At 66.1% G+C, this 25,712-nt stretch carries 18 protein-coding genes; 15 read left to right on the top strand and 3 right to left on the bottom strand.

Translation table 11 applies throughout. The annotated features are described in order from the left end of the window. The first annotated feature begins 233 nt into the window (after positions 1-233). Positions 234-1,142, top strand: a complete 909-nt coding sequence (locus WCY17_RS03440) for a DMT family transporter (RefSeq protein ID WP_372700773.1) — start codon at positions 234-236, stop codon at positions 1,140-1,142. Here the strand turns inward: WCY17_RS03440 and recJ are convergent. Together recJ and WCY17_RS03430 are read right to left on the bottom strand one after the other, a co-directional pair. Next, complete coding sequence (gene recJ / locus WCY17_RS03435) at positions 1,099-2,817, bottom strand: single-stranded-DNA-specific exonuclease RecJ (protein WP_372700772.1); 1,719 nt, start codon at positions 2,815-2,817, stop codon at positions 1,099-1,101. The two genes, WCY17_RS03440 and recJ, sit on opposite strands and share 44 nt — an antisense overlap. Then, positions 2,802-3,731 carry a hypothetical protein gene (locus tag WCY17_RS03430; RefSeq protein WP_372700771.1) on the bottom strand — a complete coding sequence of 310 codons (930 nt, stop codon included), beginning with the start codon at positions 3,729-3,731 and terminating at the stop codon, positions 2,802-2,804. Before WCY17_RS03430 ends, recJ begins: the two co-directional genes overlap by 16 nt. Before the next feature lie 43 nt (positions 3,732-3,774). On the opposite strand from WCY17_RS03430, the gene WCY17_RS03425 reads away from it, so the two are divergent. From WCY17_RS03425 to guaB, 13 genes are all read left to right on the top strand, one after another. Continuing rightward, positions 3,775-5,040: a lipoprotein-releasing ABC transporter permease subunit gene (locus tag WCY17_RS03425; protein ID WP_372700770.1), complete on the top strand. Its 1,266-nt coding sequence runs from the start codon at positions 3,775-3,777 to the stop codon at positions 5,038-5,040. Next, positions 5,033-5,743, top strand: coding sequence for an ABC transporter ATP-binding protein (locus WCY17_RS03420; protein WP_372700769.1), 711 nt, complete (start codon positions 5,033-5,035; stop codon positions 5,741-5,743). The genes WCY17_RS03425 and WCY17_RS03420 overlap by 8 nt, the downstream gene beginning before the upstream one ends. Further along, positions 5,737-6,573 carry a TatD family hydrolase gene (locus tag WCY17_RS03415; RefSeq protein WP_372700768.1) on the top strand — a complete coding sequence of 279 codons (837 nt, stop codon included), beginning with the start codon at positions 5,737-5,739 and terminating at the stop codon, positions 6,571-6,573. The genes WCY17_RS03420 and WCY17_RS03415 overlap by 7 nt, the downstream gene beginning before the upstream one ends. Before the next feature lie 116 nt (positions 6,574-6,689). Next, the gene (locus WCY17_RS03410; RefSeq protein WP_372700767.1) at positions 6,690-9,227 is read left to right on the top strand and encodes a DNA internalization-related competence protein ComEC/Rec2; all 2,538 of its coding nucleotides are present in this window, start codon (positions 6,690-6,692) and stop codon (positions 9,225-9,227) included. A gap of 134 nt (positions 9,228-9,361) precedes the next feature. Next, positions 9,362-10,594 (top strand): 3-methyl-2-oxobutanoate dehydrogenase (2-methylpropanoyl-transferring) subunit alpha, encoded by a 1,233-nt coding sequence (locus WCY17_RS03405; RefSeq protein ID WP_372700766.1) that lies wholly within the window; start codon positions 9,362-9,364, stop codon positions 10,592-10,594. 2 nt (positions 10,595-10,596) lie between these two features. Further along, on the top strand, positions 10,597-11,634 hold the full coding sequence (locus WCY17_RS03400) for an alpha-ketoacid dehydrogenase subunit beta (RefSeq protein ID WP_372700765.1): 1,038 nt from the start codon (positions 10,597-10,599) through the stop codon (positions 11,632-11,634). Next, entirely contained in the window at positions 11,634-13,070 is a 1,437-nt protein-coding gene (locus WCY17_RS03395) for a dihydrolipoamide acetyltransferase family protein (protein ID WP_372700764.1), read from the top strand. Before WCY17_RS03400 ends, WCY17_RS03395 begins: the two co-directional genes overlap by 1 nt. A gap of 6 nt (positions 13,071-13,076) precedes the next feature. Beyond that, positions 13,077-14,489 carry a dihydrolipoyl dehydrogenase gene (gene lpdA / locus WCY17_RS03390; protein WP_372700763.1) on the top strand — a complete coding sequence of 471 codons (1,413 nt, stop codon included), beginning with the start codon at positions 13,077-13,079 and terminating at the stop codon, positions 14,487-14,489. 11 nt (positions 14,490-14,500) lie between these two features. Then, positions 14,501-15,439, top strand: coding sequence for an alpha/beta fold hydrolase (locus WCY17_RS03385; RefSeq protein WP_372700762.1), 939 nt, complete (start codon positions 14,501-14,503; stop codon positions 15,437-15,439). Between the two features lie 21 nt (positions 15,440-15,460). Further along, positions 15,461-16,297 (top strand): PHP domain-containing protein, encoded by an 837-nt coding sequence (locus WCY17_RS03380; protein WP_372700761.1) that lies wholly within the window; start codon positions 15,461-15,463, stop codon positions 16,295-16,297. Between the two features lie 58 nt (positions 16,298-16,355). After that, entirely contained in the window at positions 16,356-16,910 is a 555-nt protein-coding gene (gene greB / locus WCY17_RS03375; protein ID WP_372700760.1) for a transcription elongation factor GreB, read from the top strand. Positions 16,911-16,969: 59 nt separating this feature from the next. Then, positions 16,970-21,028, top strand: coding sequence for a phosphoribosylformylglycinamidine synthase (gene purL / locus WCY17_RS03370; protein ID WP_372700759.1), 4,059 nt, complete (start codon positions 16,970-16,972; stop codon positions 21,026-21,028). A 59-nt stretch (positions 21,029-21,087) separates the two neighbouring features. Next, positions 21,088-22,548, top strand: coding sequence for an IMP dehydrogenase (guaB, locus tag WCY17_RS03365; RefSeq protein WP_372700758.1), 1,461 nt, complete (start codon positions 21,088-21,090; stop codon positions 22,546-22,548). On the opposite strand, the gene WCY17_RS03360 is transcribed toward guaB, so the two are convergent. Further along, complete coding sequence (locus tag WCY17_RS03360) at positions 22,533-23,792, bottom strand: YbfB/YjiJ family MFS transporter (protein ID WP_372700757.1); 1,260 nt, start codon at positions 23,790-23,792, stop codon at positions 22,533-22,535. The two genes, guaB and WCY17_RS03360, sit on opposite strands and share 16 nt — an antisense overlap. 98 nt (positions 23,793-23,890) lie before the next feature. On the opposite strand from WCY17_RS03360, the gene guaA reads away from it, so the two are divergent. Beyond that, a complete protein-coding gene (guaA, locus tag WCY17_RS03355; protein ID WP_372700756.1) occupies positions 23,891-25,483 on the top strand; it encodes a glutamine-hydrolyzing GMP synthase in 1,593 nt (530 codons plus the stop codon). The last annotated feature ends 229 nt before the right edge of the window (positions 25,484-25,712 follow it).

The raw sequence follows: 25,712 nt of genomic DNA, 5'->3' as shown, positions 1-25,712 counted from the left end.
AAATCCGGACGGGGCGCTGAGTACCCCGATACGAGACAAGCCGCCAGAGCAAACGGGCTTCTGGCTGGGCAGGCGATGGAATGAATCCAGATGCAAGAATGAAAGCTGTGTGCTTTCAAACACTTGCATTTTATACAGTAAACGTGGTCATGTCAAGCAAACGTGAACTGTGAGCACTGGTTACAATGCCGGGAGGCCTACGCCAGACGGACACGACACCTTATGTATGCAGCATGAGCCAGAAGCTTTCCATTGAAACAGCGGTCCTGCTGGTCGTGCCGCCCCTGATGTGGGCGAGCAACGCCGTGGTGGGCCGCGCCGTGGCCGACATGGTGCCTCCGCTTACCCTCAATTTCCTGCGCTGGCTGCTTGCGCTGTTGCTGCTCGTGCCGCTGGGCTGGCGTGTTCTGGGCCGGCACAGCGTGCTCTGGCGCGAATGGCCGCGCTACGCCATGCTGGGCTTGCTGGGTATCGGCCTGTACAACTCGCTGCAGTACCTGGCTCTGCATACGTCCACACCCATGAATGTGACGCTGGTGGCAGCCAGTACGCCGGTATGGATGTTGATCATAGGGCGTATGTTTCATGGGGTGGCGATTCGGCCCGCGCAGGTGGTCGGCGCGGTGCTGTCGCTGGCTGGCGTGGCCGTGGTGCTGTCCGGTGGCCGCTGGGCCGAATTGATGGCCCTGCAGTTCGTGGCCGGCGATCTGCTCATGGTGCTGGCCACGATGATCTGGGCGTTCTATAGCTGGCAGTTGACGCGGGTGCCGGCAGACTCGCCCATGCGGGGCGACTGGGCCGGATTCCTGTTCGGGCAGATCCTGTATGGCGTGGCCTGGTCCGGTCTGTTCACGGCCATCGAATGGCAGTGGTCGGATGCCCGGATTCTCTGGAGTGGCGGGCTGGTGCTGGCCATCCTGTTCGTGGCGCTGGGGCCGGCCGTGATTGCGTACCGCTGCTGGGGTGCTGGCATACAGCGCGTGGGCCCGACGGTGGCGGGGTTCTTCAACAACCTCACGCCACTGTTTGCCGCCCTGCTGTCGCTCTTCCTGCTCGGCGAGCACCCGCGGCTCTTTCATGCGGTGGCGTTTGCGCTCATCATCGGGGGGATCGTGCTGTCGTCGCGCCGGCATGTTCGATGAGCAGCTGCAGTTGCGTGCGCCCCCCCCAGCGGTTGTTGTCCAGCCTGTAGACCGCTTCGATCTCGTCGGGCAGCATCTGGTCGTGGTTGAACCAGATCGCATCGATGCGCAGGGGCCCGCGTTCCAGGAAAAGCTTCAGGTGACGGCCTTTCAGCAGCCGCTGGTGCAGCACCCGGAAGCGGTCGCGAAACAGGGGGGCCGGAAAACCGGCCCCCCAGATGTGCCGGTTCAGCACATCGGCCATTTCAGGGGTGCAGAACTCGAATTCCAGGGACCCATCTGTATCCAGGCGAGGTTCGAACGAGTCGCAGCCGCTGAGCATGCGTACGGCCTGATCGAAATGCCGGGCAAAATCCTCGAATGCCGGGCGCCGCAGCGTAAGCCCGGCGGCCATGGCGTGCCCACCGAACTTCAGGATGGCGCCGGGCATGCGCCTGGAGACCAGATCCAGTGCGTCGCGCAGATGCACTTCGGGCACGGAACGCCCCGAACCACGCAACGTGTCATCCTGATCGGGGGCAAAGGCCAGTGTGGGGCGCCACCAGGTTTCCTTCAGGCGTGAAGCCACCAGGCCGATCACCCCTGGGTGCCAGTCATCCTGCCAGATGCACAGGCTGGCCGCACCGGCCACGGGCGCTGCCTGGATGCTGGCCTGGGCCTGCGCCTGCATGGTGGCTTCGCGGCTGCGTCGTTCGACGTTGATCGCATCCAGTGCCTGGGCCAGTTTCGTGGCGCGTACCGGATCATCTTCCAGCAGGCACTGGATACCCAGGCTCATGTCAGCCATGCGGCCTGCGGCGTTGATGCGCGGCCCCAGTGCAAAGCCCAGATCCGCCGTGCTTGCATGATCGGGGTCGCGCCCGGCAACGGCAAACAGCGCCGCAATGCCGGCCTGCATGCGCCCCTGGCGGATATTGTCCAGGCCTCGGGCCACCAGCAGCCGGTTGTTCGCATCCAGCCGCACCACGTCGGCCACCGTGCCCAGGGCCAGCAAGTCGGCCAGTGCCTCGAGCCGGGGCCCCTGGCGTGCGGGCAGTTTGCCGCGCTGGCGCAGTTCGGCCCGCAGCGCGAGCATCAGATAGAACACGACGCCCACACCGGCCAGATGCTTGGATGGAAAGCCGCAGCCGGGCTGGTTCGGATTCACGATGGCCCGGGCCTGCGGCAGGGTGGCGCCCGGCAGGTGATGATCGGTGACGATCACCTGCATGCCGGCCGCCTCGGCGGCGGCCACGCCCTCGATACTGCCGATGCCATTGTCCACCGTGATCAGCCAGTCAGGCCGGCCCGCCGGGTGCTGGCAGGCCAGCTCGGCCACGGCCGGCGACAGGCCATAACCGGTCTCGAAGCGATTGGGCACCAGATAGTCCACATCCGCACCCAGTTCGCGCAGCACGCGTATTGCGAGCGCGCAGGCGGTGGCGCCGTCGCAATCGTAGTCGGCGATGATCAGCAGCTTGCGCTGCCCGGCCAGGGCATCTGCCAGCAGCCGGGCCGCCTGCTGTACGTGGGTCATGCGCGCAGGTGCGATCAGGTGTGCCCAGGCATGGGTGTCGGCTTGCGTCAGCCCCCGCGACGCCCAGAGACGGGCCAGCAATGGATGTGCCCCCGCCTCGAGCAGGGCCTGGCACGGTGCCTGCAGGTGCGGGCGATCGACGATCAGCGGCTCGACCACCAGAGGCTCCAGTTGTGAGGGCGCAGGCGGCTGAACCAGCCAGGTCGGATGTTCAGGGTGATGTGTCGTTCGCGGCCGCATAGTGTCAGGTGATCGGGGACTTGCCCCGGCACCCCGAACAGAGTCTTGTCCATGTCGGCCAGCGCCTGCAGCCAGCCGCCCCAGTCCTGGCGCATGGCGAAGTCGCCCAGGCGGTCGTCGATGTGCAGATCCGGGGGCAGTGGGCGTCGCAATTGATCGCGTCGCCCGCCACCATAAAGCCACAGGCTGTTGATCGGGGGCTCGCCCTGCCGGGTTCGCGCCAGGTTGACGGGGTGTTCGAACCACGCCATTTGCAGCGCATTGACAAGCCGGCGCCAGGGGCGGGCCTGGGGCGACTGCGGCCACCAATCATTCACCGCGCTGGCGGCCACCAGGGCGGGGCTTGCGCAATCGATCGCCACGGGCTCGGACCAGGACACGCGCCAGGTGCTGGCCAATGCCGTGGGCTGCAGATCGAGCATGGGGTGATCCTGCAGTTCTGCGCGGGCCGATTCGAGCAGGGCCTGGGCCTGGTCGGGCGTGATGTGCAATGTGCGGGCAGGGAGCAGCGCGGCGCCATCGCGCGAGGGCGCCATGTGGATCAGTTCGGCCAGCCAGATGGGCTCCGACCCGGGCACGCCCGCTTCCGCAGGCAGACGCAGCGGCCCCAGACCTGCGCTAATATGCCCGTCTGGGGTGTAGCCGGTGGCCTGCAACAGCCAGTGCTCTTCGGCGGTGCACCAGGTGTCGGCTGGCGGGCAGGCCACGGACCGTGGCGCCGGGCGCACACTGCGCAGGCATTGCACCAGCGCCGGGGCGCGTGCTTCGAGGTGGGGGGCCAGATCGGCCGCCACTTCGGGCTCTGGCCAGGCACCGGGCAAGAGTATGTGCATGGCGCGATTGTAGAGGATAGGATCGGGGCACGGGGCGATACACATGGCGTATGAATGGTGGATAGGCGCCCGTTATGCGGGTCTGGGGCGTTGGGGGCGACGAAGCGGTGACCGCTTCGTGTCCTTCGTGGCCTTCAGTTCCATGGCGGGCATCGCACTGGGCGTGGCGGCGCTCATCATCGTGCTGTCCGTGATGAATGGCTTTCAGGCCCAGGTGCGCGATCGCATGCTGTCGGTGCTGCCGCACATCGAGCTGATCGTGCCGGGTGTGGGCCATGACGATGTTCTGCAGCATTGGCAAGCGCTGGCCGCACAGGCCGAAGAGCTGCCCGAAGTGCGTGCTGCGGCACCGTTCGTGGCGTCGCAGGCCATGCTGGCGCGTGGCAGGGCCCTGTCCGGGGTGCAGGTCCGGGGGATCGATCCGGCGCTCGAGCCGGAGGTCTCGGATCTGGCCGGGCAGATGGTCGATGGATCGCTCGACAGCCTTGCACCGGGCCGTTATCACCTGATTCTTGGCACCCAGCTCGCACGGTCGCTGGGGGCGGGTGTGGGCGACACGGTCCTGCTGCTGGCCCCGGAAGGTTCCGTCTCGCCTGCCGGGTTTGCGCCGCGCATGCGCCAGTTCACCATCTCGGGCCTGTTTTCCAGCGGCCATTATGAATACGATTCATCGCTCGTCTTCATCGACGTGCAGGACGCCGGCAGGGTGTTCAGGGGCAGTGGCACCAGCGGCGTACGCTTGCGCATCGCCGACATGCAGCAGGCACCCCGGGTGGCTCACGCCCTGCTTGGCGAACTGCCCCCTGGCGTGCTGGCGTCAGACTGGACCCAGAACAACCGCACCTGGTTTGCCGCGGTGCAGACTGAAAAGCGCATGATGTTCCTGATTCTTGCCCTGATCGTCGCGGTGGCGGCGTTCAATCTGCTGTCTTCGCTGGTGATGGCGGTCAAGGACAAGCGGTCGGACATCGCCATCCTGCGCACGCTGGGGGCCACGCCGGGCCAGGTGGCGCGCATTTTCCTGATCCAGGGCGCCCTGATTGGTGTCCTGGGTACCGCCCTGGGGGTGGCGGGGGGGATCCTGGTCGCGGTCCACATCGACGTCATCGTCCCCTGGATCGAGCGCTTGCTGGGCATCCATTTTCTGCCCCAGCAGATCTATTTCATCAGCGAGCTGCCTTCCAATCCACAACTGGCCGACATCGTGGTGATCGCCGGCACCTCGCTGGTGTTGTCACTGCTGGCCACGCTGTACCCCGGCTGGCGTGCCGCGCGCCTGCAGCCGGCCCGGATACTGCGCCATGACTGATGCCCGTACCGTGAACTCCAGTCGCACCGTGGTGCTGCACGCGCGCAGGCTCTGCCGTACCTATGATGAAGGGGCTGGCCGGGTGCCCGTGCTGCAGGACGTGAACCTGCAGGTGCACGCTGGTGAAATGGTCGCCATCGTGGGCGCGTCGGGGTCGGGCAAGAGTACTCTGCTGCACTTGCTGGGGCTGCTCGATGTGCCCGATTCCGGCTCGGTGGATGTTGCTGGCCAGCCGACAGATGGTCTGTCCGAAGCAGCGCGCAGCCATTTGCGCAATCGGGCCCTCGGGTTCGTCTACCAGTTCCACCACCTGCTGCCCGAATTCAGCGCGCTCGACAATGTGGCCATGCCGCTCATCGTGCGTGGCCAGCCCAGGGCCAGGGCACGCGCGGCTGCCGAACGGCTGCTGGCGCGGGTTGGCCTGCAGCAGCGGGCAGGGCATTTTCCGGGGCAGCTGTCGGGCGGCGAGCGCCAGCGGGTGGCGCTGGCCCGTGCGCTGGTGGCCGAGCCCGCCTGCGTACTCGCCGATGAGCCCACTGGCAATCTCGATCGCGAGACGGCCAGAGCCATGTTCGAACTCCTGCTCGACATCAATCGCTCGCTCGGCATGGCCTTCGTGATCGTGACCCATGATCCTGCCCTGGCCGCGCTGGCGCACCGGCAGCTGACCATGGATGCCGGTCGCCTGGATCCGGCATGCTGATCGACACCCATTGCCATCTGGATGCGGGGGCATTCGCTGCGGATCGGCCCCTGGTGCTGGGCCGGGCGCGCCGGGCCGGCGTGCGGGCCATCGTCGTGCCGGCCGTGGCCGTCGCCAACTTCGAGGCCGTCCAGCGCCTGGCCCACGCCACCCCCGGGGTGGGTTATGCCCTGGGCATTCATCCGCTGTATGTTGCCCAGGCCTCCGAGGGGGATCTGGACCGGCTGCAGCAATGCCTGCAGGCGGCTTGCCAGGATCCCAAGCTGCTCGCAATGGGCGAGATCGGTCTGGACTTTTATGCACCCGGGCATGCCGACGCGCCGCATCGGGCCCGCCAGGAACGTTTTTTCGTGCGCCAGCTGCAGCTCGCCGCAGCCCATGACCTGCCCGTGCTCCTGCATGGGCGCAAGGCACAGGACCGGCTGCTCAAGTATCTGCGCCAGGTGTCCGGCGTGCGCGGCATCGCGCACGCATTCAATGGCAGCTTCCAGCAGGCGCAACAATTCATGGCGCGCGGATTTGCGCTCGGCATGGGGGGTGCGCTGACCTATTCGCGCGCCCTGCAGATCCGGCGCCTGGCCAGCCAGTTGCCCTTGTCTGCCCTGGTGCTCGAGACCGATGCACCCGATATGCCGCCCGCCTGGCTCGGGGGGCCCGGTGCCGCAGCCACCGCGCGGCCGCGCAACGAGCCGGCGGAACTGGCGGGGATTGCGCACACGCTGGCGCAGCTGCGCGGGCTGGACACTGCGGATGTGGCGCGCGAATGTGCCCGCAACGCCCTGCGCGTTCTGCCGCGCCTGCAGGCCTTGCTGGCCACGGAGTCGCTGTAGCGCGGCCGGGGTGCCCAAGACTGCGGGATTCCCGCTGTGACTGTGGCAACCGCAGCCACCGGCGGCGCCCCGGATGGCGCCTACCATGATCCCGGAAGCGTTGTCGGGGGTACGACATGGTGGGGCGTCTGGCGGTGATGGCCGGGCTGCTGGGGGTGATTGCAGTCCACGAGATGGCAAGCCTGGCCCCGCGGCCTGCATTGGGCGCGGCGCTGGTGGCCGTGCTTGCGGTTCAGGTGCTGGCGTGGTGGGGAGCACGTGCATGGCCAATGGTCTGGTCTGGCACGCTCTGGCCCGAAATGTGGCCTGGCCTTTCACGCCTGGGCTGGTGTCTGCTCGCCGCCTGGTCGGGTTTCGCGCTGACCACGGTGTGGGCACAGGCGCGGCTTGGCCAGGCCCTGGCCGACGGCAACGTGGATCGGGTCTCGCGGGTCGAACTGCGGGTGGCCAGCCTGCCGCGCCTGCAGCCGGACCGCATCGGTTTCGATGCCGACGTGCTGCATGCGCATCCGGCCGGGGTACCGCAGCGTATCCGGGTGAACTGGGCCGCCACCGGCTGGCGCAGCCCACACGCCGCACCCCGGGCGGCCGATCCACCCTTTCCGGAAGTGCGGCCTGGCCAGGTGTGGCGCATGGCGCTCGTCCTGCGGCCCATCTTCTCCGCGCACAACCCCGGCGGCTTCGACTACGAAGGCCATGTGTTCACACAGGGCCTGCGCGCCGTGGGCACGGTGCGGGGCACGCCCCTGCACCTGCGCGACGACGATTGGCACAGCCTGTCCATCGTGGCTGAGCGCGCGCGCCACGCGGTGCGCAAGGCCATGGCGCCCTGGCTGGTCGAGCGTCGCTATGGCCCGGTCCTGCGGGCGCTGGCCATCGGCGATCAGGATGGCGTGGATGATGCCGACTGGCAGGTCTTCAACCGCTCGGGGCTGACCCATCTGGTCTCGATCTCGGGTTCGCACATCACGATGCTGTCGGGCGCAGCGGCGCTGTTCGTGTCAGCGCTGTGGCGGCGTGCGCGCTGGCGGGGGCGCTGCCTGGCCGAGCACTGGCCGGCGCGCCGGGCCGCTGCGTGCGCCGCGCTCCTGGTGGCCTGGCTGTACTGTCTGTTGGCGGGCTGGGGCGTGCCGGCCCAGCGCACCTTCCTGATGCTCGCCGTCGTGGCGGGCGCACAGGCCTTGCAGTTGCGCCTGAGTCCCAGTCGGGTGCTGGCGCTGGCCGCCGTGCTGGTGGTGGCCTTCGATCCGTGGTCCATCCGTGCCAGCGGATTCTGGCTCTCGTTCATGGCCGTGGCCATCCTGTTTGCGGTCGGCGCAGCGTCGCAGCAGGCCTTGCACGAAGGTGACTCCGCGTCCGCTGGCCCGGGCAACAGGGCGGATGCCAGTTGGCAGCGCACAGTGCGCCTGGCGGTCAAGTTGCAATTGGCCGTCACGTTCGCGCTGGCGCCGGCGCTCGCCTGGCTGTTTCACGAGATTTCCGTGGTCTCGCCGCTGGCCAATGCCTATGCGATACCGCTTATCGAACTCGTGGTCACACCGCTGTCGCTGCTGCTGGCTGCGGTCGCGCTGCTGCCGGGTGCGGATTGGGCGGCGCAGGGTCTCGCCTGGCTGGCGCACGCCGTGCTGCAGGCCATGATGTGGCCGACCGAATGGCTGGCTGCGCTGCCGACCTGGCCGGTGCCGGCCGGCCCGGCCTGGATCTATCTGGTGGCCTTGTGCGGTGCGGGCCTGGCCCTGTATCCGAAGCCCGTCGTGGCAGGCCAGCGCTATTGGCCGTGGCTGGCCTTTCTGCCCATGCTGCTGTGGACGCCGCCACGGCCGGGTTCCGGTGAATGGGATCTGCTGGCGCTGGATGTGGGGCAAGGCAGCGCGGTGCTGATCCAGACGGCGCGCCACACGTTGCTGTTCGATGCGGGTGCCCGTCACGCCCGCGATTCGGAAGAGGGCTCGCGCACTGTGCTGCCCGCGCTCAGGGCGCTGGGGATCACCCGGCTCGATGCCCTGATCGTTTCGCACGCCGATCTGGATCATGCGGGTGGGGTGTCGGGCGTGCTTCAGGGCATTCCAGTTGAACAGAGCTTCGCCTCGTTCGATCTCCAGAACTGGCTGCAGGCCGAGGCGCGCAAACTGCAGGCGGGGGTACCACCCGGGCCACTGGCGATGGTGCCCTGCCTGTTCGGCAGCCATTGGGTCGTCGATGGCGTCGCGTTCGAGTTTCTCTGGCCTCTCGATCAGCGGGCCGTGCGCAAAGGCAATGCGGCCAATGAAGGCAGCTGTGTCTTGCGGGTGCGCGGCGCGCGGCACGGCGCGCTGCTGACCGGGGACATCGAACGGCAGGCCGAAGCTGCCCTGGTACACCGCGGGTTGGGCGCAAGCGACGTGGTCGTGGCCGCCCACCATGGCTCGCGGACCTCTTCGACGGCGGCGTTTGTCGAGGCCAGTGTGCCAGGACATGTCCTCATCCAGGCCGGGCGCTGGAACCGGCACGGGCATCCGGATCGTGCCGTCGTGCGCCGGTGGCAGCGCGCCGGCGCACGCATCTGGCGCACGGACCGGCAGGGCGCCATCATGGCACACTCGCGCATGCGGGGGCTCTCGGTGTACAGTGTGCTGGAGTCGTCACGCCGATACTGGCATGGGCGGCGCGGGTAAGGTCAGGCCGATCTTGCGCAAATAGGTCAGATCGGCGATCATGCGTCAGACGTCCAAAAGACGGCTTGCAGCCTTGCGTGCCCTGTTTCGGGGCATGTCCGGGCCTGTCATAAATCCACAAGATTTTCATGACCATGACACAGACACCACTCGAATTCTATGTGCCCGAACCGTCCGGGCGCCCCGGGCAGACTACCGATTTCTCCTACCTGCGTCTGCAACCGGCAGGTCAGGCCCGCAAACCCCCCATCGACGTCCTGCCTTACGACACCCGCGATCTGGCCCAGGGTTTCATCCGGGTGCTGGATGACAACGGCCAGCCGCAAGGCCCCTGGGCCGACGATGCGCCCGACGACGACACGCTGCGCAAGGGCATGAGGGCCATGGTCTGCACGCGCATCTTCGATGCGCGCATGGTGATTGCGCAGCGGCAGAAAAAGACGTCGTTCTACATGCAGTGCCTGGGTGAAGAGGCCATCAGCATCGGCCAGGCTCTGGCCCTGCGCCCCGATGACATGCATTTCCCGTCGTATCGTCAGCAGGGCCTGCTGATCGCGCGCGACTACGACCTGTTCGACATGATGTGCCAGGTTTTCTCGAACGACCAGGATCCGCTCAAGGGTCGCCAGTTGCCCATCATGTACTCGGTGCCCGAAAAGGGCTTCTATTCGATCTCCGGCAACCTGGCCACGCAGATGCCACAGGCGGTGGGCTGGGCCATGGCATCGGCCATCAAGGGCGATACCCGCATCGCCTGCGGCTGGATCGGTGATGGCGCGACAGCCGAGTCCGACTACCAGACCGCCTTGCTCTTCGCGCACGTGTACCGTGCGCCGGTGATCCTGAACGTGATCAACAACCAGTGGGCCATTTCCACTTTCCAGGCCGTGGCCGGGGGCGAGAACACGACCCTGGCGGCGCGCGGCATCGGCTCGAATGTGGCCTCGCTGCGGGTCGATGGCAACGACTTTCTGGCCGTGCATGCGGTATCGCGCTGGGCGGCGAAGCGGGCGCGCAGCAATTTCGGCCCCACCCTGATCGAATGGATCAGCTACAGGGCCGGGCCCCACTCGACCTCCGATGACCCATCAAAGTACCGTCCGGCCGATGACTGGTCGCGCTTTCCCCTGGGCGATCCCATCATCCGCCTGAAGCAGTACATGATCGCACGTGGCATCTGGTCCGAAAAAGAGCACCAGGCCCTGCAGAAGTCCTGCGAGGCCGAAGTGGTGGCTGCCCAGAAGAAGGCCGAGGCCCACGGCACGTTGGCCACGGGGCGCACGAGCAGCGTGGCCACCATGTTCGAGGATGTGTACAAGGACATGCCGCTGCACCTGCGGCAGCAACGCCAGCAAATGGGGGTGTGAGCATGGCCCACGAAAAATCCCGTACCCGCGCCATGACCATGATCCAGGCCTTGCGCTCGGCCATGGATGTCATGCTCGAGCGCGATGACAACGTCGTGGTCTTTGGTCAGGACGTCGGTTACTTCGGTGGGGTATTCCGCTGCACCGAAGGCCTGCAGGCCAAATATGGCTCGATGCGCGTATTCGATTCGCCCATCTCCGAAAGCGGCATCGTGGCCACGGCCATCGGCATGGGGGCCTACGGCCTGCGGCCGGTGGTCGAGATCCAGTTTGCCGACTATTTCTATCCGGCCGCCGATCAGATCTTTTCCGAGGCGGCGCGAATCCGCTACCGTTCGGCGGGCGGCTACACCGCGCCGCTGACCATACGCATGCCCTGTGGCGGTGGCATCTTCGGTGGCCAGACCCACAGCCAGAGCCCCGAGGCCCTGTTCACGCATGTCACGGGCCTGCGTACGGTCATGCCTTCGAACCCCATCGATGCCAAGGGGCTGCTCATCAGTGCCATCGAGAATGACGATCCGGTCATTTTCCTCGAACCCAAGCGGCTGTACAACGGCCCCTTCGATGGTCACCACGACCAGCCGGTGGTGCCCTGGTCCAAGCACCCTCTGGGCAATGTACCCGAAGGCTATTACACGGTGCCGCTCGATTCGGCTGCCGTCTACCGCGAAGGGCGTGAACTCACGGTGCTCACCTACGGCACCATGGTGTACGTGGCCGAGGTGGCGGCACTGGATGCCGGCATCGAGGCCGACATCATCGATCTGCGCAGTCTCTGGCCACTCGATCTCGAGACCATCCTGAATTCGGTGCGCAAGACCGGCCGCTGCGTGGTGGTGCACGAGGCCACCCGCACCGGCGGTTTTGGTGCCGAACTCTGTGCGCTGGTACAAGAGCACTGCTTTTATTATCTCGAGGCCCCCATCGCGCGGGTCACGGGCTGGGACACACCCTATCCGCATTCGCATGAATGGGCATATTTTCCCAGTCCGCGGCGGGTGGCCGAAGCGTTCAAACGCGTGTTCCAGGAGGCATGATGGGTATACATATCATCAAGATGCCGGATATCGGTGAAGGCATTGCAGAGGTCGAACTGGTCGAATGGCACGTGCAGGCCGGCGATGCCGTGGTCGAGGATCAGGTGCTCGCCGACGTCATGACCGACAAGGCCACGGTCCAGGTGCCGTCGCCGGTGAACGGCAAGGTGCTGGCCCTTGGCGGGGTCGTGGGCGAGGTGATGGCCGTGGGCTCCGAATTGATCCGTCTCGAGGTCGAGGGCGAAGGCAACGTCCCGGCCGGGCAGGCGGGCGCTGCGCCCGTGCGCGCCACCGCGGCCAGCCAGGCGGGCCATGGGTCCGCTGCGGGCGCACAGCCCGCGCCTGCCGGGTCCGTGCCGGGGCCTGCTGCGACGGCGTCCGGGCCTGTGGCAGCGGCGTCCGGGTCTGCTGCGAAGGGGGCCGAGGCGGCACCACAGGCAGGATCGGAATCATCCGCTGGCGGCGCGCGGCCACAGACGGCCACGGCGCGCGCAACCGCCACACCTGCAATGGCTGCCGTGCCGCCAGCGGCTCTGGCGCCGGCGCGTCCGCAGGGGCAGCGGCCCCTGGCGTCGCCCGCGGTGCGTCGGCGGGCCTGGGATCTGGGCATCACCCTGCAATATGTGCCGGGCAGTGGCCCGGCAGGGCGCATCACCCACGGCGATCTCGATGCCTGGCTGGCACGGGACCGCAACGACACCGGCCCACGCACGGCCAGTGTGCAATACCTTGCACAGAACGAAGAGACTACCGTGCCGGTCATCGGGCTGCGGCGCAAGATCGCTCAGAAAATGCAGGAAGCCAAGCGCCGCATTCCGCATTTCACCTACGTCGAGGAAATCGATGTCACCGAACTCGAAAGCCTGCGGGCGCGTCTGAACACGCGCTACAGCACCGAGCGGGGCAAGTTGACCCTGCTGCCATTCCTGGCCCGTGCCATGGTCCTGGCCCTGCGCGAGTATCCGCAGATCAATGCGCGTTTCGATGATGATGCGGGCGTGGTCACCCAATATGCCGCGGTTCACCTGGGGGTTGCGGCCCAGACGCCGGCCGGGCTGATGGTACCTGTCGTGCACCACGCCGAGACGCTCGATCTGTGGTCGTGCGCCGCCGAGATCGCGCGCCTGGCCGAGGCTGCCCGTCAGGGCAGGGCGGCACGCGATGAACTCACCGGGTCCACCATCACGCTCACCAGCCTGGGGGCCCTGGGGGGCATCGTCTCCACGCCGGTCATCAATCATCCCGAAGTGGCCATCGTCGGGGTCAACCGCGTGGCCGAGCGCCCCGTGTTGCAAAATGGCCAGGTGGTGGCGCGCAAGCTGATGAACCTGTCCTCGTCCTTTGATCACCGCGTGGTCGATGGCCAGCATGCCGCTGAATTCATCCAGGGCATGCGCCGTTACCTTGAGTGCCCGGCCCTGTTGTTTGTGGAGTGAACCCTGATGGCCAATCCTGTCCAAACCACCCTGCTCATCATCGGCGGCGGCCCGGGCGGCTATGTTGCCGCCATACGGGCCGGGCAACTCGGCATCCCCACGGTGCTGGTCGAGGCATCGGCGCTGGGGGGCACGTGCCTGAACATCGGCTGCATCCCGTCCAAGGTGCTGATCCACGTGGCCGAGCAGTTTCATGCAATCCAGGCACAGGCCGGTGACTCTCCCCTGGGCATCCGGGTGGGTGCGCCGGACATCGACATCACCGCGAGCGTGGCCTGGAAAAACGGCATCGTCAAGCGGCTGACCCAGGGTGTGGGGGCGCTGCTCAAAAAACACAAGGTGACGGTGATTCAGGGGCGCGCGCACATCGTGGACGGCAAGACCGTGGATGTGGACCCGGCCCTGCGGGGCAGGGCGGGCGCGCCGCAGCGCATACGCTGTGAACACCTGCTGTTGGCCACCGGTTCCGAGCCGATGGCCTTGCCGTTCATGCCGTTTGGCGGCCGGGTCATTTCATCCACCGAGGCCCTGTCACCGAAGAAGCTGCCAGCGTCCCTGGCCGTGGTCGGGGCCGGCTACATCGGGCTCGAACTGGGCACGGCCTATCGCAAGCTCGGGGTCCAGGTCGACGTGATCGAAGCGCAGGACAGGCTGCTGCCCGTGTACGACGCCGAACTGTCCAGGCCTGTTGCGGCGAGCCTCAAGGCCCTGGGCGTGGGTGTGCATGTGGACACCCGGGTATTGGGCCTGAGCGACGACGGCAAGGCATTGCGGCTGCAAAAGGGCAAGGGCGACGAAACCCGGCTCGAGGCCGAGCAGGTTCTGGTGGCCGTGGGGCGCACGCCGCGCAGCCGGGGCTTCGGGCTCAGTTCCCTGATGCTCGACATGGATGGCGAGGCCGTGCGTACCGACACGCGCTGTCGTACCTCCATGACGGGCGTCTGGGCCATTGGTGATCTCACCGGCGAGCCCATGCTCGCGCATCGCGCCATGGCCCAAGGTGTCTGCGTGGCCGAGCAGATCGCCGGCCAGACGCGATACTTCACGCCCGAGGCCATACCTGCGGTATGCTTTACGGATCCCGAGGTGGTGACCGCCGGGCTCTCGCCGCAGCAGGCGGCCGAGGCCGGCGTGGATTACCTCGAAGCCAGCTTTCCGCTGGCAGCCAACGGGCGCGCCATGACCCTGCAGTCCACGGACGGGTTTGTACGGGTGGTGGCGCGCAAAGACAATCATTTGCTGCTGGGCTGGCAGGCCGTGGGGCGGGGGGTATCCGAAATGGCCGCTGCCTTTGGCCTGTCGCTCGAAATGGGCGCGCGACTCGAAGATGTGGCGCATACCATTCACGCCCATCCCACGCAGGGCGAAGCCGTTCAAGAGGCCGCCTTGCGTGCGTTGGGCCAGGCCCTGCACGTCTAAGGAGAAGCATCATGTCCGAATCAGCCCAGGTCGCGCAGCCGCGTCTTGAACATGTCACGTGCGCGAGCCGCTCGGGCCTGCACCGCATGGCGTATTGGGAGTGGGGCGATCCCGCCAATGATCGCGTCCTGCTGTGCGTACATGGGCTGACCCGGTCCGGGCGCGACTTCGATCACCTGGCCCGCGCCCTGCAGGGCGAGTATCGGGTGATCTGCCCGGACGTGGCCGGGCGGGGGCGTTCCGACTGGCTGATCGATCCGGCCAATTACATCGTGCCGCAGTACGTATCCGACATGGTCACCTTGCTGGCACGCGTGCAGGCGCGCCAGGTCGACTGGGTGGGCACCTCCATGGGCGGGCTGATCGGCATGGTGCTGGCGGGCGCCGTGGCGGCCTCGCCAGCGCGGCGCCCGGATCGCGGGGCATGGGGGCTGGGCCATGCAGCCGACATCCCGCTCGGTCGCATGGTCTTCAACGATATCGGCCCCGCGCTCGATCTCGATGGCTTGAGCCGCATTGCCGACTACGTGGGTGAAGACCGCCAGTTCAAGGATTTTTCCGATGCGGTGGCCTATGTGCGCAGCACGTCCGCTGGCTTTGGTCCGCATGACGAACAGGGCTGGGCCGAACTCACCGAGCACGTGTTCAACGAGCAAGACGGCCAGTGGGTCAAGCACTATGACCTGCGTCTGGCGCAGCCTTTCGCCAGCCAGACGCCCGACGCTCTCGCAGGTGCCGAAAAAGTCCTGTGGCGTGCCTGGGACCACCTACCCGGGCCGGTGCTCGTCTTGCGGGGCCAGGACTCCGATATTCTTCCGGAACCCATTGCCCAGGAGATGTTGAAGCGCAATTCGCAGGCCCGCTGCGTGGAGTTTGCAGGGGTGGGGCATGCGCCGACCCTGCGCAGTGCCGATCAGATCGCCGCGGTACGGAGCTTCCTGCTGGCATAGGTCGGAGGGGGGCACTGCGGCGTGGCGTTCAATGTCGATCTGCACAGTCATTCCCGGGCCTCGGATGGCGTACTGCCACCCGCCGGGGTCGCGGCGCGCGCGGCAGCAAATGGGGTGCAGGTCTGGGCGCTGACCGACCACGACGAAACCTGCGGCCTGGCCGAGGCGGACCGGGCGGCTATGGCGCTGGGCATGGCGTTCATTCCCGGGGTCGAGATCTCGGTGACCTGGGGCGGGCATACGGTGCACGTGCTGGGCTTGAATGTCGATCCTGCCGATGCGGCCCTGGCGGCGGGGCTGGCTCAGGTTCGTCTGGCGCGCAACCAAAGGGCCCGCCTCATTGCCGACCGGCTGGCGGCCCATGGCATTGGGCATGCCTTGCAGGGGGCCCTGGCGCAGGCAGGCAACCCCGAACTCATGGGCCGCCTGCACTTTGCCCGCTTTCTGGTCGAACAAGGCCATTGCCAATCCGTGCAGCAGGCGTTCGACCGCTATCTGGGTGAAGGCCGGCGTGCCTTCGTGCCCGTGCGCTGGGCCGGCCTCGAGGCTGCCCTGGGCTGGATCCATGGTGCAGGCGGCAAGGCCGTCATGGCCCATCCCTGGCGCAACCGGCATACGCCGGTGCAGCAAGCGGCGCTCTTTGACGCCTTCCGGGATCTGGGCGGACAGGGGCTCGAGGTCATGTCCGGGCCTCGTGCGGGGTCCGGGCAGGATGCCTGGCCGCGGCTGGCCGCGCGCTATGGCTTTGAAGGGTCGCGTGGATCGGACTTCCATGCGCCCGGGGCCGGGCAGTTCGATCTGGGCTGCATGCCCGATCTGCCCCCGGGTCTGACGCCGGTGTGGCACGATTGGGTATGATGCGCCCAACGCGCTGGTGCAAATGCGCGCAAATGGCGCAGGTGCCTGGAGTGCAGTGATGAACAAGGCTTTTGTCAAAGAAACAGACCACGATGATGCAGACGATCTGCCCGAGATCCAGACCCTGCCGGCGGGCGTCAAGAACTACATCACGGCCGATGGCTACAGGGCACTGAATGACGAACTCATGCATCTCATGAACACCGAGCGTCCCGAGGTGGTCTCGGTGGTGTCGTGGGCGGCATCCAATGGCGATCGCTCAGAGAACGGCGATTACATCTATGGCAAGAAGCGCCTGCGCGAGATCGATCGGCGCATCCGCTTCCTGACCCGCCGGCTGGCCGAGGCCGAAGTCGTCGATCCGGCGCAGCAACCCAATCGGGACCAGGTGTTCTTCGGTGCCACGGTCACTTACTGTCCGGCAGATGGCGAGGACACGACGGTGACCATCGTCGGGGTGGACGAGGCCGAGCCGCTGGCCGGGCGCATCAGCTGGATATCGCCGGTGGCCAGGGCGCTGCTGCGGGCGCATGTGGGCGATACGGTCAGTCTGCGTACGCCTGCGGGCATACAGGAACTCGATATACTTGATGTAGAGTATCCCGACCCGTGAACGATCTTCGGGGGGCCGGCTAAAATAAGCCATTCATTGCTGTCTGCGAGCCTGCTGTCGTGTCCTCCATCCTGATTCTCCCGGGCTCTGCCGCCCTGTCGGATTTTCGCCGTGATCGCCTGTTGCGTGAACTCAACGATCAGGGGGTGGCCCTGGCCGGCCTGCAGGCGGCCGCCCGTTATTTCGTGCAGTTCGATGCCACCCTCTCAAAGAGCGAGCAGGCCCGTCTGCAGGCCTTGCTGGCTGATGGCCGGCCCGCCCCTGCGCCGGTGGCCGAGCGGCATGTGGTCAGCGTGCTGGTGATCCCGCGCCCGGGTACGGTCTCGCCCTGGTCAAGCAAGGCCACCGATATCGCCCATCATTGTGGCCTGGGCAGCGTACGCCGCATCGAGCAGGCCGTACGCTATGAATTCTGGCCACAGAGCGGCCTGCTGCGCGGCAAGGGGCTGAGTATCGAGCAGCAGCACAAAGTGGCCACCCGCTTGCATGACCGCATGACCCAGGCCGTGGTGCCTGCGGATTTCGATGGCGTGGCCTTGTTCGAATCCATGCCCGGCAAGCCGCTGGCTACGCTCGACGTACAGGCACGCGGGCGGGTCGCGCTCGAAGAGGGCAATCTGGCCATGGGGCTGGCGCTGTCGGATGACGAAATCGACTATCTCATGCGTGCCTTTCATGATCTGGGGCGTGACCCCACCGATGTCGAGCTGATGATGTTCGCCCAGGCCAACAGCGAGCACTGCCGCCACAAGATTTTCAATGCCCACTGGGTGATCGATGGCCAGGCGCATGGCAACAGCCTGTTCGACATGATTCGAGCCACGCATGCCGCACAGCCGCGCGGTACCGTCGTGGCGTATTCCGACAACGCAGCCGTCATGGAAGGTGGCCCGGCCCAGGTGTTTCACGCGGGGCCGAATGGCACCACCTACGGGCGCCATGGCATCACGGCGCATGTGCTCATGAAGGTCGAGACCCATAATCACCCCACGGCCATTGCACCGTTTCCGGGGGCTGCAACCGGGGCCGGAGGCGAAATTCGCGACGAGGGGGCCACGGGGCGTGGCTCGCGTCCCAAGGCGGGCCTGACCGGGTTTACCGTGTCCGCCCTGCGGCTCGATGACCAGCCCGAGCCCTGGGAACCCCCCTCGAGCGCGCCGGATCGCATTGCCTCGCCGCTGGATATCATGGTGCAGGGGCCCATTGGGGCGGCGGCGTTCAACAATGAATTCGGGCGCCCGAATCTGCTGGGCTATTTTCGTGTTTTCGAGGCGCATCACGCGGGTGTTCATTGGGGCTATCACAAGCCCATCATGCTGGCTGGCGGTCTGGGCCAGATCGACGCCTGCCAGGCCACCAAGCTGGGCATCCCGGCCGGGGCGCTGCTGGTGCAGCTGGGCGGGCCCGGCATGCGCATCGGCATGGGCGGTGGGGCAGCCTCCAGCATGGGGGTGGGCAGCAACACGCAGGCGCTCGATTTCGACTCCGTGCAGCGCGGCAATCCCGAAATGCAGCGGCGCGCTCAGGAAGTCATCGATCGTTGCTGGCAACTGGGCGAGGGCAACCCGATTCTCGCCATCCATGATGTCGGTGCAGGCGGGCTGTCCAACGCGTTCCCTGAACTGGTGAATGATGCCGGGCGAGGGGCCGAGTTCGAGCTGCAGCGCGTGCCGGTGCAGGAATCCGGCCTGTCTCCGGCCGAGATCTGGAGCAACGAATCGCAAGAGCGCTATGTACTGGCCCTGCGCCCCGACGATCTGGGCCGGTTCGCGGCACTGGCCGGGCGCGAACGCTGTCCGTTTGCGGTGGTTGGCGTGGCGACCGAAGCGTGTCGCCTGCGGGTCACCGACGGCCTCGGCCTGCCTGGCCTCGATCGGCCCGCTGCAGTGCCTGCTGCAGACCTGTCCGGCATCCCCCAACAGCCGGTCGATATTCCGCTTGAAGTGATTCTGGGCAAGCCGCCGCGCATGCAGCGTGAAGCGGTACGCGCGGCCTGGTCGGGCACAGACCCGGAACTGGCGGACATCGATCTGGCCGAGGCCATCGAGCGCGTGCTGCGTCACCCCTCGGTCGCGGACAAGTCCTTCCTGATCACCATCGGTGATCGCACGGTGGGCGGGCTCACGGTCCGTGATCCCATGGTGGGCCCCTGGCAGGTTCCGGTGGCCGACTGCGCCGTGACGCTGCGCGATTACGAAGGGGTGGCCGGCGAAGCCATGGCCCTGGGAGAGCGCACGCCGCTGGCGATCATCGACGCGCCGGCCTCGGGGCGCATGGCCGTGGCTGAGGCGCTCACCAACCTGGCGGCTGCGCCCGTGGCCCGGCTCGAGGACATCAAGCTGTCGGCCAACTGGATGGCGGCATGCGGCGAGCCCGGTCAGGATGCGGCACTGTATGACACGGTGGCCGCCACAAGCGACTGGTGCCAGGCGTTGGGCCTGTCGATTCCGGTAGGCAAGGATTCATTGTCCATGCGCACCCGATGGGATGATGACGCGGGCACGCACCAGGTCGTCTCGCCGGTGTCTCTGGTGGTCACGGCGTTCGCGCCGGTGGCTGACGTGCGCGGTACCCTCACGCCGCAGCTGGATGCCTCAGCCGGGCCGTCGGTGTTGCTGCTCATCGACCTGGGCGAGGGCCGTCAGCGCCTGGGAGGGTCGATCCTGGCGCAGGCCTATGGCACCATCGGTGCCGAAGCGCCCGACCTGCACGAAGCGGCCTTGTTGCGCGCCGGCTTCCTGGCGGTGCGCGAAATGGCGGCACGGGGCTGGCTGCTGGCCTGTCACGACCGCTCGGACGGCGGCCTGCTGGCCTGTGCGGCTGAAATGGCATTTACGGGTCGGCTGGGCGTATCGCTGAATCTGGACATGCTGACCCTGGATCCGCTCACCGATGACGCGGGCGATTACAAGATCAAGAACGACCAGGTCGCCATGCTGCACCACGACCGCAACCTGCGCGCGTTGTTCAACGAAGAGGCGGGCTGGCTGTTGCAGGTGCCGCGTGAACGCCGCGACGAGATCCTGCACTATCTGCGCCAGGCGGGGCTTGGGCACTGTACGCAGGTGGTGGGCATGCCCAACGATCGGCGCGAACTGCAGATTTTTCGCGATGGCGCGATCGTCTATCACCGCCCCCTGGCCGAGCTGGGCAGCATCTGGGCTGAACCGGGCAGGCGCATACGGTTGCACCGCGATCATCCGGACTGTGTCCAGGCAGAGCACGCGCTCTGGCAGGATACCGAAGATCCGGGGCTGGGGGCGCGGGTGCAATTCGACCCCCAGGAAGACATTGCGGCGCCGTTCATTGCAACCGGTGTGCGGCCCCGCGTGGCCATATTGCGCGAACAGGGCTGCAACAGCCAGGTCGAAATGGCCTGGGCCTTCGATGTGGCTGGCTTTGAAGCGCTGGATGTGCACATGTCCGACCTGCTCGAGGGGCGGGCCCGGCTCGCCAGCGTGCAGGGGCTGGTTGCCGTGGGCGGCTTCAGTTTCGGTGACGTTCTGGGCGCGGGCGAGGGCTGGGCACGCAGCATCCGCTACAACCCGGTGCTGCTCGACGCCTTCACGGCCTTTTTCGCACGCCCCGATACGTTTGCACTGGGCGTATGCAACGGCTGCCAGATGATGGCGGCCCTGGCCGACCTGATACCAGGTGCCGAACATTGGCCCCGCTTCACCCGCAATCAGTCCGAGCAATACGAAGCGCGGCTGTCCATGGTCGAGATCACGGACTCGGCTTCGCTGTTTTTTTCGGGGATGGCCGGCATGCAGGCACCGATTGCGGTCGCCCATGGCGAAGGGCGGGCCGATTTCTCGCGTCAGGGTGAGCCGGCCCGGGTTGCGCTGGCGATGGGCTACGTGGACACCCGCGGCCAGCGCACGCAAGCCTATCCGGCCAACCCCAATGGCAGCCCGCAGGGCCTGGCGGGCGTGACTACGGCGGATGGCCGGTTCACCGTCATGATGCCGCATCCCGAGCGGGTCGTGCGCAATCTGAATCTGTCGTGGCGGCCATCATCGTGGGGCCCGGCCGATCGTGCCGAGGCATCCCCGGCGCATGGCGGGTTCAGCCCCTGGATGCGCATGTTCCGCAATGCACGTGTCTGGCTGGGGTGAGGTGGGGCCTGGGCGTGTGGTGCGGCACGCTATAATCGATCTTTGTGCGGAGTTGTTCCATGCGTCTCATCAAGAAAGCCCTGACCTTCGACGACGTCCTGCTGGTCCCGGCCTATTCCCAGATCCTGCCGCGCGACGCGCGCCTGGGCACCCAGCTCACACGCACCATCCAGCTGAACATTCCGTTGGTGTCAGCGGCCATGGATACCGTGACCGAATCTCGCCTGGCCATCGCCATGGCCCAGGAAGGCGGCATCGGGATCATCCACAAGAACCTCAGTGCAGATGCCCAGGCGCGCGAAGTCGCACGCGTCAAGCGACATGAATTCGGCATCGTCATCGATCCGGTCACGGTCACCCCCACCATGAAAGTGCGCGATGCCATCGCGCTGCAGCGTCAGCATGGCATCTCGGGTCTGCCGGTGGTCGAGGCCGGCAAGCTGGTGGGCATCGTGACCAATCGCGATCTGCGGTTCGAAGATCGCCTCGACGTGTCCCTGCGCGAAGTCATGACACCACAAGAGCGCCTGGTCACGCTGCGCGAAGGTGCGACACTCGAAGAAGCCCAGGCACTCATGCACAAGCACCGTCTCGAGCGGGTGCTCATCGTCAACGAACAGTTCCAATTGCGCGGTCTGGCCACCGTGAAGGACATCGTCAAGAACACCGAACACCCCCTGGCCTGCAAGGATGCGCATGGCCAGTTGCGCGTGGGCGCCGCGGTAGGCGTGGGTGAAGGCGCCGAAGAGCGCGTAGAGAAACTGGCGGCTGCGGGTGTGGATGTCATCGTGGTCGATACGGCCCACGGTCATTCCGCGGGGGTGCTCGACCGGGTGCGCTGGGTCAAGAAGCACTATCCGCGCATTCAGGTGATCGGCGGCAACATTGCCACCGCGGCGGCTGCACTGGCGCTGGCCGAAGCCGGTGCCGATGCCGTCAAGGTGGGCATCGGCCCCGGTTCCATCTGTACCACCCGCGTCGTGGCCGGGGTCGGGGTGCCACAGATCACCGCCATCTCCGATGTCGCCCAGGCCCTCAAGGGATCCGATATTCCGCTCATCGCCGATGGCGGCATCCGCTATTCGGGCGACGTCGCCAAGGCCCTGGCTGCAGGGGCGTCCAGCTGCATGATGGGCAGCATGTTCGCCGGCACCGAAGAAGCGCCCGGCGAAGTGGTGCTGTTCCAGGGCCGCTCGTACAAGTCGTACCGGGGCATGGGCAGCCTGGGGGCGATGGCCGACGGTTCGGCCGACCGCTACTTCCAGGATCCCACGAACAACCTCGAGAAGCTGGTGCCCGAAGGCATCGAAGCCCGCGTGCCTTACAAGGGCAGCGTGATCGCCATCATGTATCAGCTGGTCGGGGGTATCCGGGCAGCCATGGGGTATTGTGGCTGTGCCACCATCACAGACCTGCATGCGCAAGCCGAGTTCGTCGAAATCACCGCATCCGGCGTGCGCGAATCACACGTGCACGACGTGCAGATCACCAAGGAAGCCCCCAACTATCGGGCCGACTGATCCTTCGGCGGGGGTGTGCCGGTGGGCCCGGGGCTTTGCTGCAGCCTGAGGATCGGCACTGTACCGGCCACCAGGCTTGCGGCCCCCACCGCCAGCGAAAATTCCAGTGGCGCGCCCAGCCATTCGTGCGTGAGGCTGAAAAACAAGGGGCCCGCCAGCTGGCCCACGGCAAAGGATGCCGTCATGGCTGCCATTTGCTGTTTCACGATGCCCCGGTCGACAATGGCTTGTGCCTCTTGAAAGCCCACCATGGTGATGACGACGAACGTGCTGCCTATGCAGCATGCGGCAATCAGAATGGGGGTCAGGGTATGCCAGAAAATTGGCAATATGAGCCCCAATGCCATGACGCCGTGCGAGGCAGCCCAGATCTGGGTGCGGGTGTAGCGCCGGATCAGAACGAACGACACCAGCAGGGTGGCCAGGGCACTGGCCAGGCCCAGTACAGGCCAGGCCAGACTGAACAGCCAGGGGTCTGGTACCATTTCACGGGCCTGCGCAGGCAGGAACGTGGCGGGCAGAATATAGCCGAAACCAAATACCCCGTAGCACAGGATCAACCCCCAGTGCAGGCTGACGGGTCTGTCTGCTGCAGACAATGCGGCGTGATTTCCGGGTGTGCAGGCAGCCTTCCGTACGCCGCTGGCCGGTCGATGCGTTGCTGCAGGTGCAGTCCGCCGAAGGTCTTCATGCCACATGGATGATGCGCCCGCCAGCGCAACCAGAGCGGCTGCGGCCTGCCACAGCCAGGCTGCGGACGAAGAAGCGCCCAGCATGATGAGCACCATGCACGCCAGCCCCGCGAACATGATGCCGAACCCCACCCCGGAGAACATCACGCCGCCCAGGTGCGGGCGCCCCTGGGCGGCAAGGCGCGCCAGCCCGAGGGCTGCGACACCAATCAGGACAAAGGCACTGGCTACGCCAGCCAACAGGCGCCATGCCAGCCAGCCCAGCCAGTGGCTGTCGAGTCCCATGGCCGCGGTGGAGAGGACGACCAGCCACATGCCGCTCTGCAGCAATCGGGCGGGTGTCCAGCTCAGTCGAGTGACAAACAGGGCGCCCAGCAAGTAGCCGAGATAGTTGGCGCTGGCCAGCCAGCCGCCTTGCGACAGACTGATCCCCTGATCCACCTGCATCATGGGCAGGATGGGGGTGAATGCAAACCGGCCTATGCCCATGGCCACAGCCAATGCGAGAAAGCCGGCCAGCGGCAGGGGCGTGCGGAGCAGGGGTGAAGCCATCGACAATATCTCCTTTCAGGCGGTACTGTACCGTGCCAGCAGGCGCTTGTGCCAATGGGTTACATTAACGGCTTGGATCAGCCCCGGACACATTCACCATGCATCAGCGCCTTCTCATCCTGGATTACGGTTCCCAGGTCACCCAGCTCATTGCCCGTCGCATTCGCGAGGCCGGGGTGTATTGCGAAATCCAGCCAGGCGATGTCGATGCCGCGTTCATCCAGGACCAATCCGCGCAGGGGTTGAAGGGCATCATTCTGTCTGGCGGGCATGCCTCGGCGTATGCCGATGAATCCATCAAGGTACCGTCAGCCGTATTCGAGGCGGGTGTGCCGGTGCTCGGCATCTGTTACGGCATGCAGGCCATGGCCCTGCAACTGGGTGGCGAAGTGCGGTTTTCCGACCAGCGTGAGTTCGGCTATGCCGAGGTGCGCGCACATGGCCATACGCGCTTGCTCGACGGTCTGCAGGATTTCGCCACAGCCGAAGGCCACGGCATGCTGAAGGTCTGGATGAGCCATGGCGACAAGGTGACCCGCCTGCCGCCCGGTTTTGTGCGCATGGCATCGACCCCGAACTGCGACATCGCGGCCATGGCCGATGAGCAGCGGGGCTTCTATGGCGTCCAGTTTCACCCCGAAGTGACTCATACCCTGCAGGGCAAGGCGATCCTGCAGCGGTTCGCAATCGATATCTGTGGCTGCTCAGGTGACTGGAACATGCCCGATTACGTGACCGAGCAGGTGGCCCGCATCCGCGAGCAGGTGGGTAGCGATCAGGTCATCCTGGGCCTGTCGGGCGGTGTGGATTCCTCGGTGGCCGCTGCGCTGATTCACCGGGCCATTGGCGATCAGCTGACGTGTGTGTTCGTCGACCATGGCCTGCTGCGGCTGAATGAGGCCGAACAGGTCATGGAGACCATGTCGACCCACCTGGGCATTCGCGTCATTCATGTCGATGCGGCGGCGCAGTTCATGGGCAAGCTGGTCGGCATCGCCGATCCGGAGGCCAAGCGCAAGACCATCGGCCGCGAGTTCGTGGAGGTTTTCCAGGCGCAGGCGGCCACCATGGCCACTGCCCGCTGGCTGGCGCAGGGCACCATTTATCCGGACGTGATCGAATCGGCCGCCTCCCGCACGGGCAAGGCGGTGGCCATCAAGTCGCATCACAACGTCGGTGGCCTGCCCGATACGCTGAACCTGAAACTGCTCGAACCCCTGCGCGAGCTGTTCAAGGATGAGGTGCGCCAGCTGGGCCTGGCGCTGGGCCTGCCGCCAGCCATGGTGTTTCGTCACCCATTCCCCGGCCCGGGTCTGGGGGTGCGGATCCTGGGCGAAGTCAAGGCAGAATACGCCGAGATGCTGCGCCGTGCAGACGATATTTTCATCACCGAACTGCGCAGCACCATCGATCCGGATACCGGCCAGTCATGGTATGATCTGACCTCGCAGGCCTTCGCCGTATTCTTGCCGGTGAAGTCAGTCGGCGTGATGGGTGACGGCCGCACGTATGACTATGTCGTGGCCCTGCGGGCGGTGCAGACCACCGATTTCATGACGGCCGACTGGGCTGAGCTTCCCTACGCACTACTCAAGAAAGTATCCACACGCATCATCAATGAGGTCCGGGGTATCAACCGGGTGACTTATGACGTGTCGAGCAAGCCGCCTGCGACAATCGAGTGGGAGTGAGGATGTTTCCCATCTGATTGATTTTATTGAATAAAATAAATGCTATTGATGATGTTTCTTGCATGGTCAATGGCATTTTTCATGGTATGCAGTAAGCACGCTATGGCTAAAGTGGACCCCAGAATCGAGACAGCGGTTTAAGCTGTAATCCGAGGAGGAAAACAGCGTGACAGAGGTCAGGAAACGCAAGGTTCACAGCGCGGAATTCAAGGCCAAGGTGGGCATAGAG

Source organism: Castellaniella sp. (assembly GCF_041677825.1).
In the GTDB taxonomy this organism is placed as follows: Bacteria; Pseudomonadota; Gammaproteobacteria; order Burkholderiales; family Burkholderiaceae_B; genus Castellaniella.
The sequence above is the reverse complement of the archived record's forward strand: the minus strand, read 5'-3'. Positions and strand labels throughout refer to the sequence as shown.

Coding starts and splice junctions, on each gene's coding strand:
- WCY17_RS03440 (WP_372700773.1), top strand. CDS start 234: ATGAGCCAGAAGCTTTCCATTGAAACAGCGGTCCTGCTGGTCGTGCCG.
- WCY17_RS03430 (WP_372700771.1), bottom strand. CDS start 3,731: ATGCACATACTCTTGCCCGGTGCCTGGCCAGAGCCCGAAGTGGCGGCC.
- WCY17_RS03425 (WP_372700770.1), top strand. CDS start 3,775: ATGGCGTATGAATGGTGGATAGGCGCCCGTTATGCGGGTCTGGGGCGT.
- WCY17_RS03420 (WP_372700769.1), top strand. CDS start 5,033: ATGACTGATGCCCGTACCGTGAACTCCAGTCGCACCGTGGTGCTGCAC.
- WCY17_RS03415 (WP_372700768.1), top strand. CDS start 5,737: ATGCTGATCGACACCCATTGCCATCTGGATGCGGGGGCATTCGCTGCG.
- WCY17_RS03410 (WP_372700767.1), top strand. CDS start 6,690: ATGGTGGGGCGTCTGGCGGTGATGGCCGGGCTGCTGGGGGTGATTGCA.
- WCY17_RS03405 (WP_372700766.1), top strand. CDS start 9,362: ATGACACAGACACCACTCGAATTCTATGTGCCCGAACCGTCCGGGCGC.
- WCY17_RS03400 (WP_372700765.1), top strand. CDS start 10,597: ATGGCCCACGAAAAATCCCGTACCCGCGCCATGACCATGATCCAGGCC.
- WCY17_RS03395 (WP_372700764.1), top strand. CDS start 11,634: ATGGGTATACATATCATCAAGATGCCGGATATCGGTGAAGGCATTGCA.
- lpdA (WP_372700763.1), top strand. CDS start 13,077: ATGGCCAATCCTGTCCAAACCACCCTGCTCATCATCGGCGGCGGCCCG.
- WCY17_RS03385 (WP_372700762.1), top strand. CDS start 14,501: ATGTCCGAATCAGCCCAGGTCGCGCAGCCGCGTCTTGAACATGTCACG.
- greB (WP_372700760.1), top strand. CDS start 16,356: ATGAACAAGGCTTTTGTCAAAGAAACAGACCACGATGATGCAGACGAT.
- guaB (WP_372700758.1), top strand. CDS start 21,088: ATGCGTCTCATCAAGAAAGCCCTGACCTTCGACGACGTCCTGCTGGTC.
- WCY17_RS03360 (WP_372700757.1), bottom strand. CDS start 23,792: ATGGCTTCACCCCTGCTCCGCACGCCCCTGCCGCTGGCCGGCTTTCTC.
- guaA (WP_372700756.1), top strand. CDS start 23,891: ATGCATCAGCGCCTTCTCATCCTGGATTACGGTTCCCAGGTCACCCAG.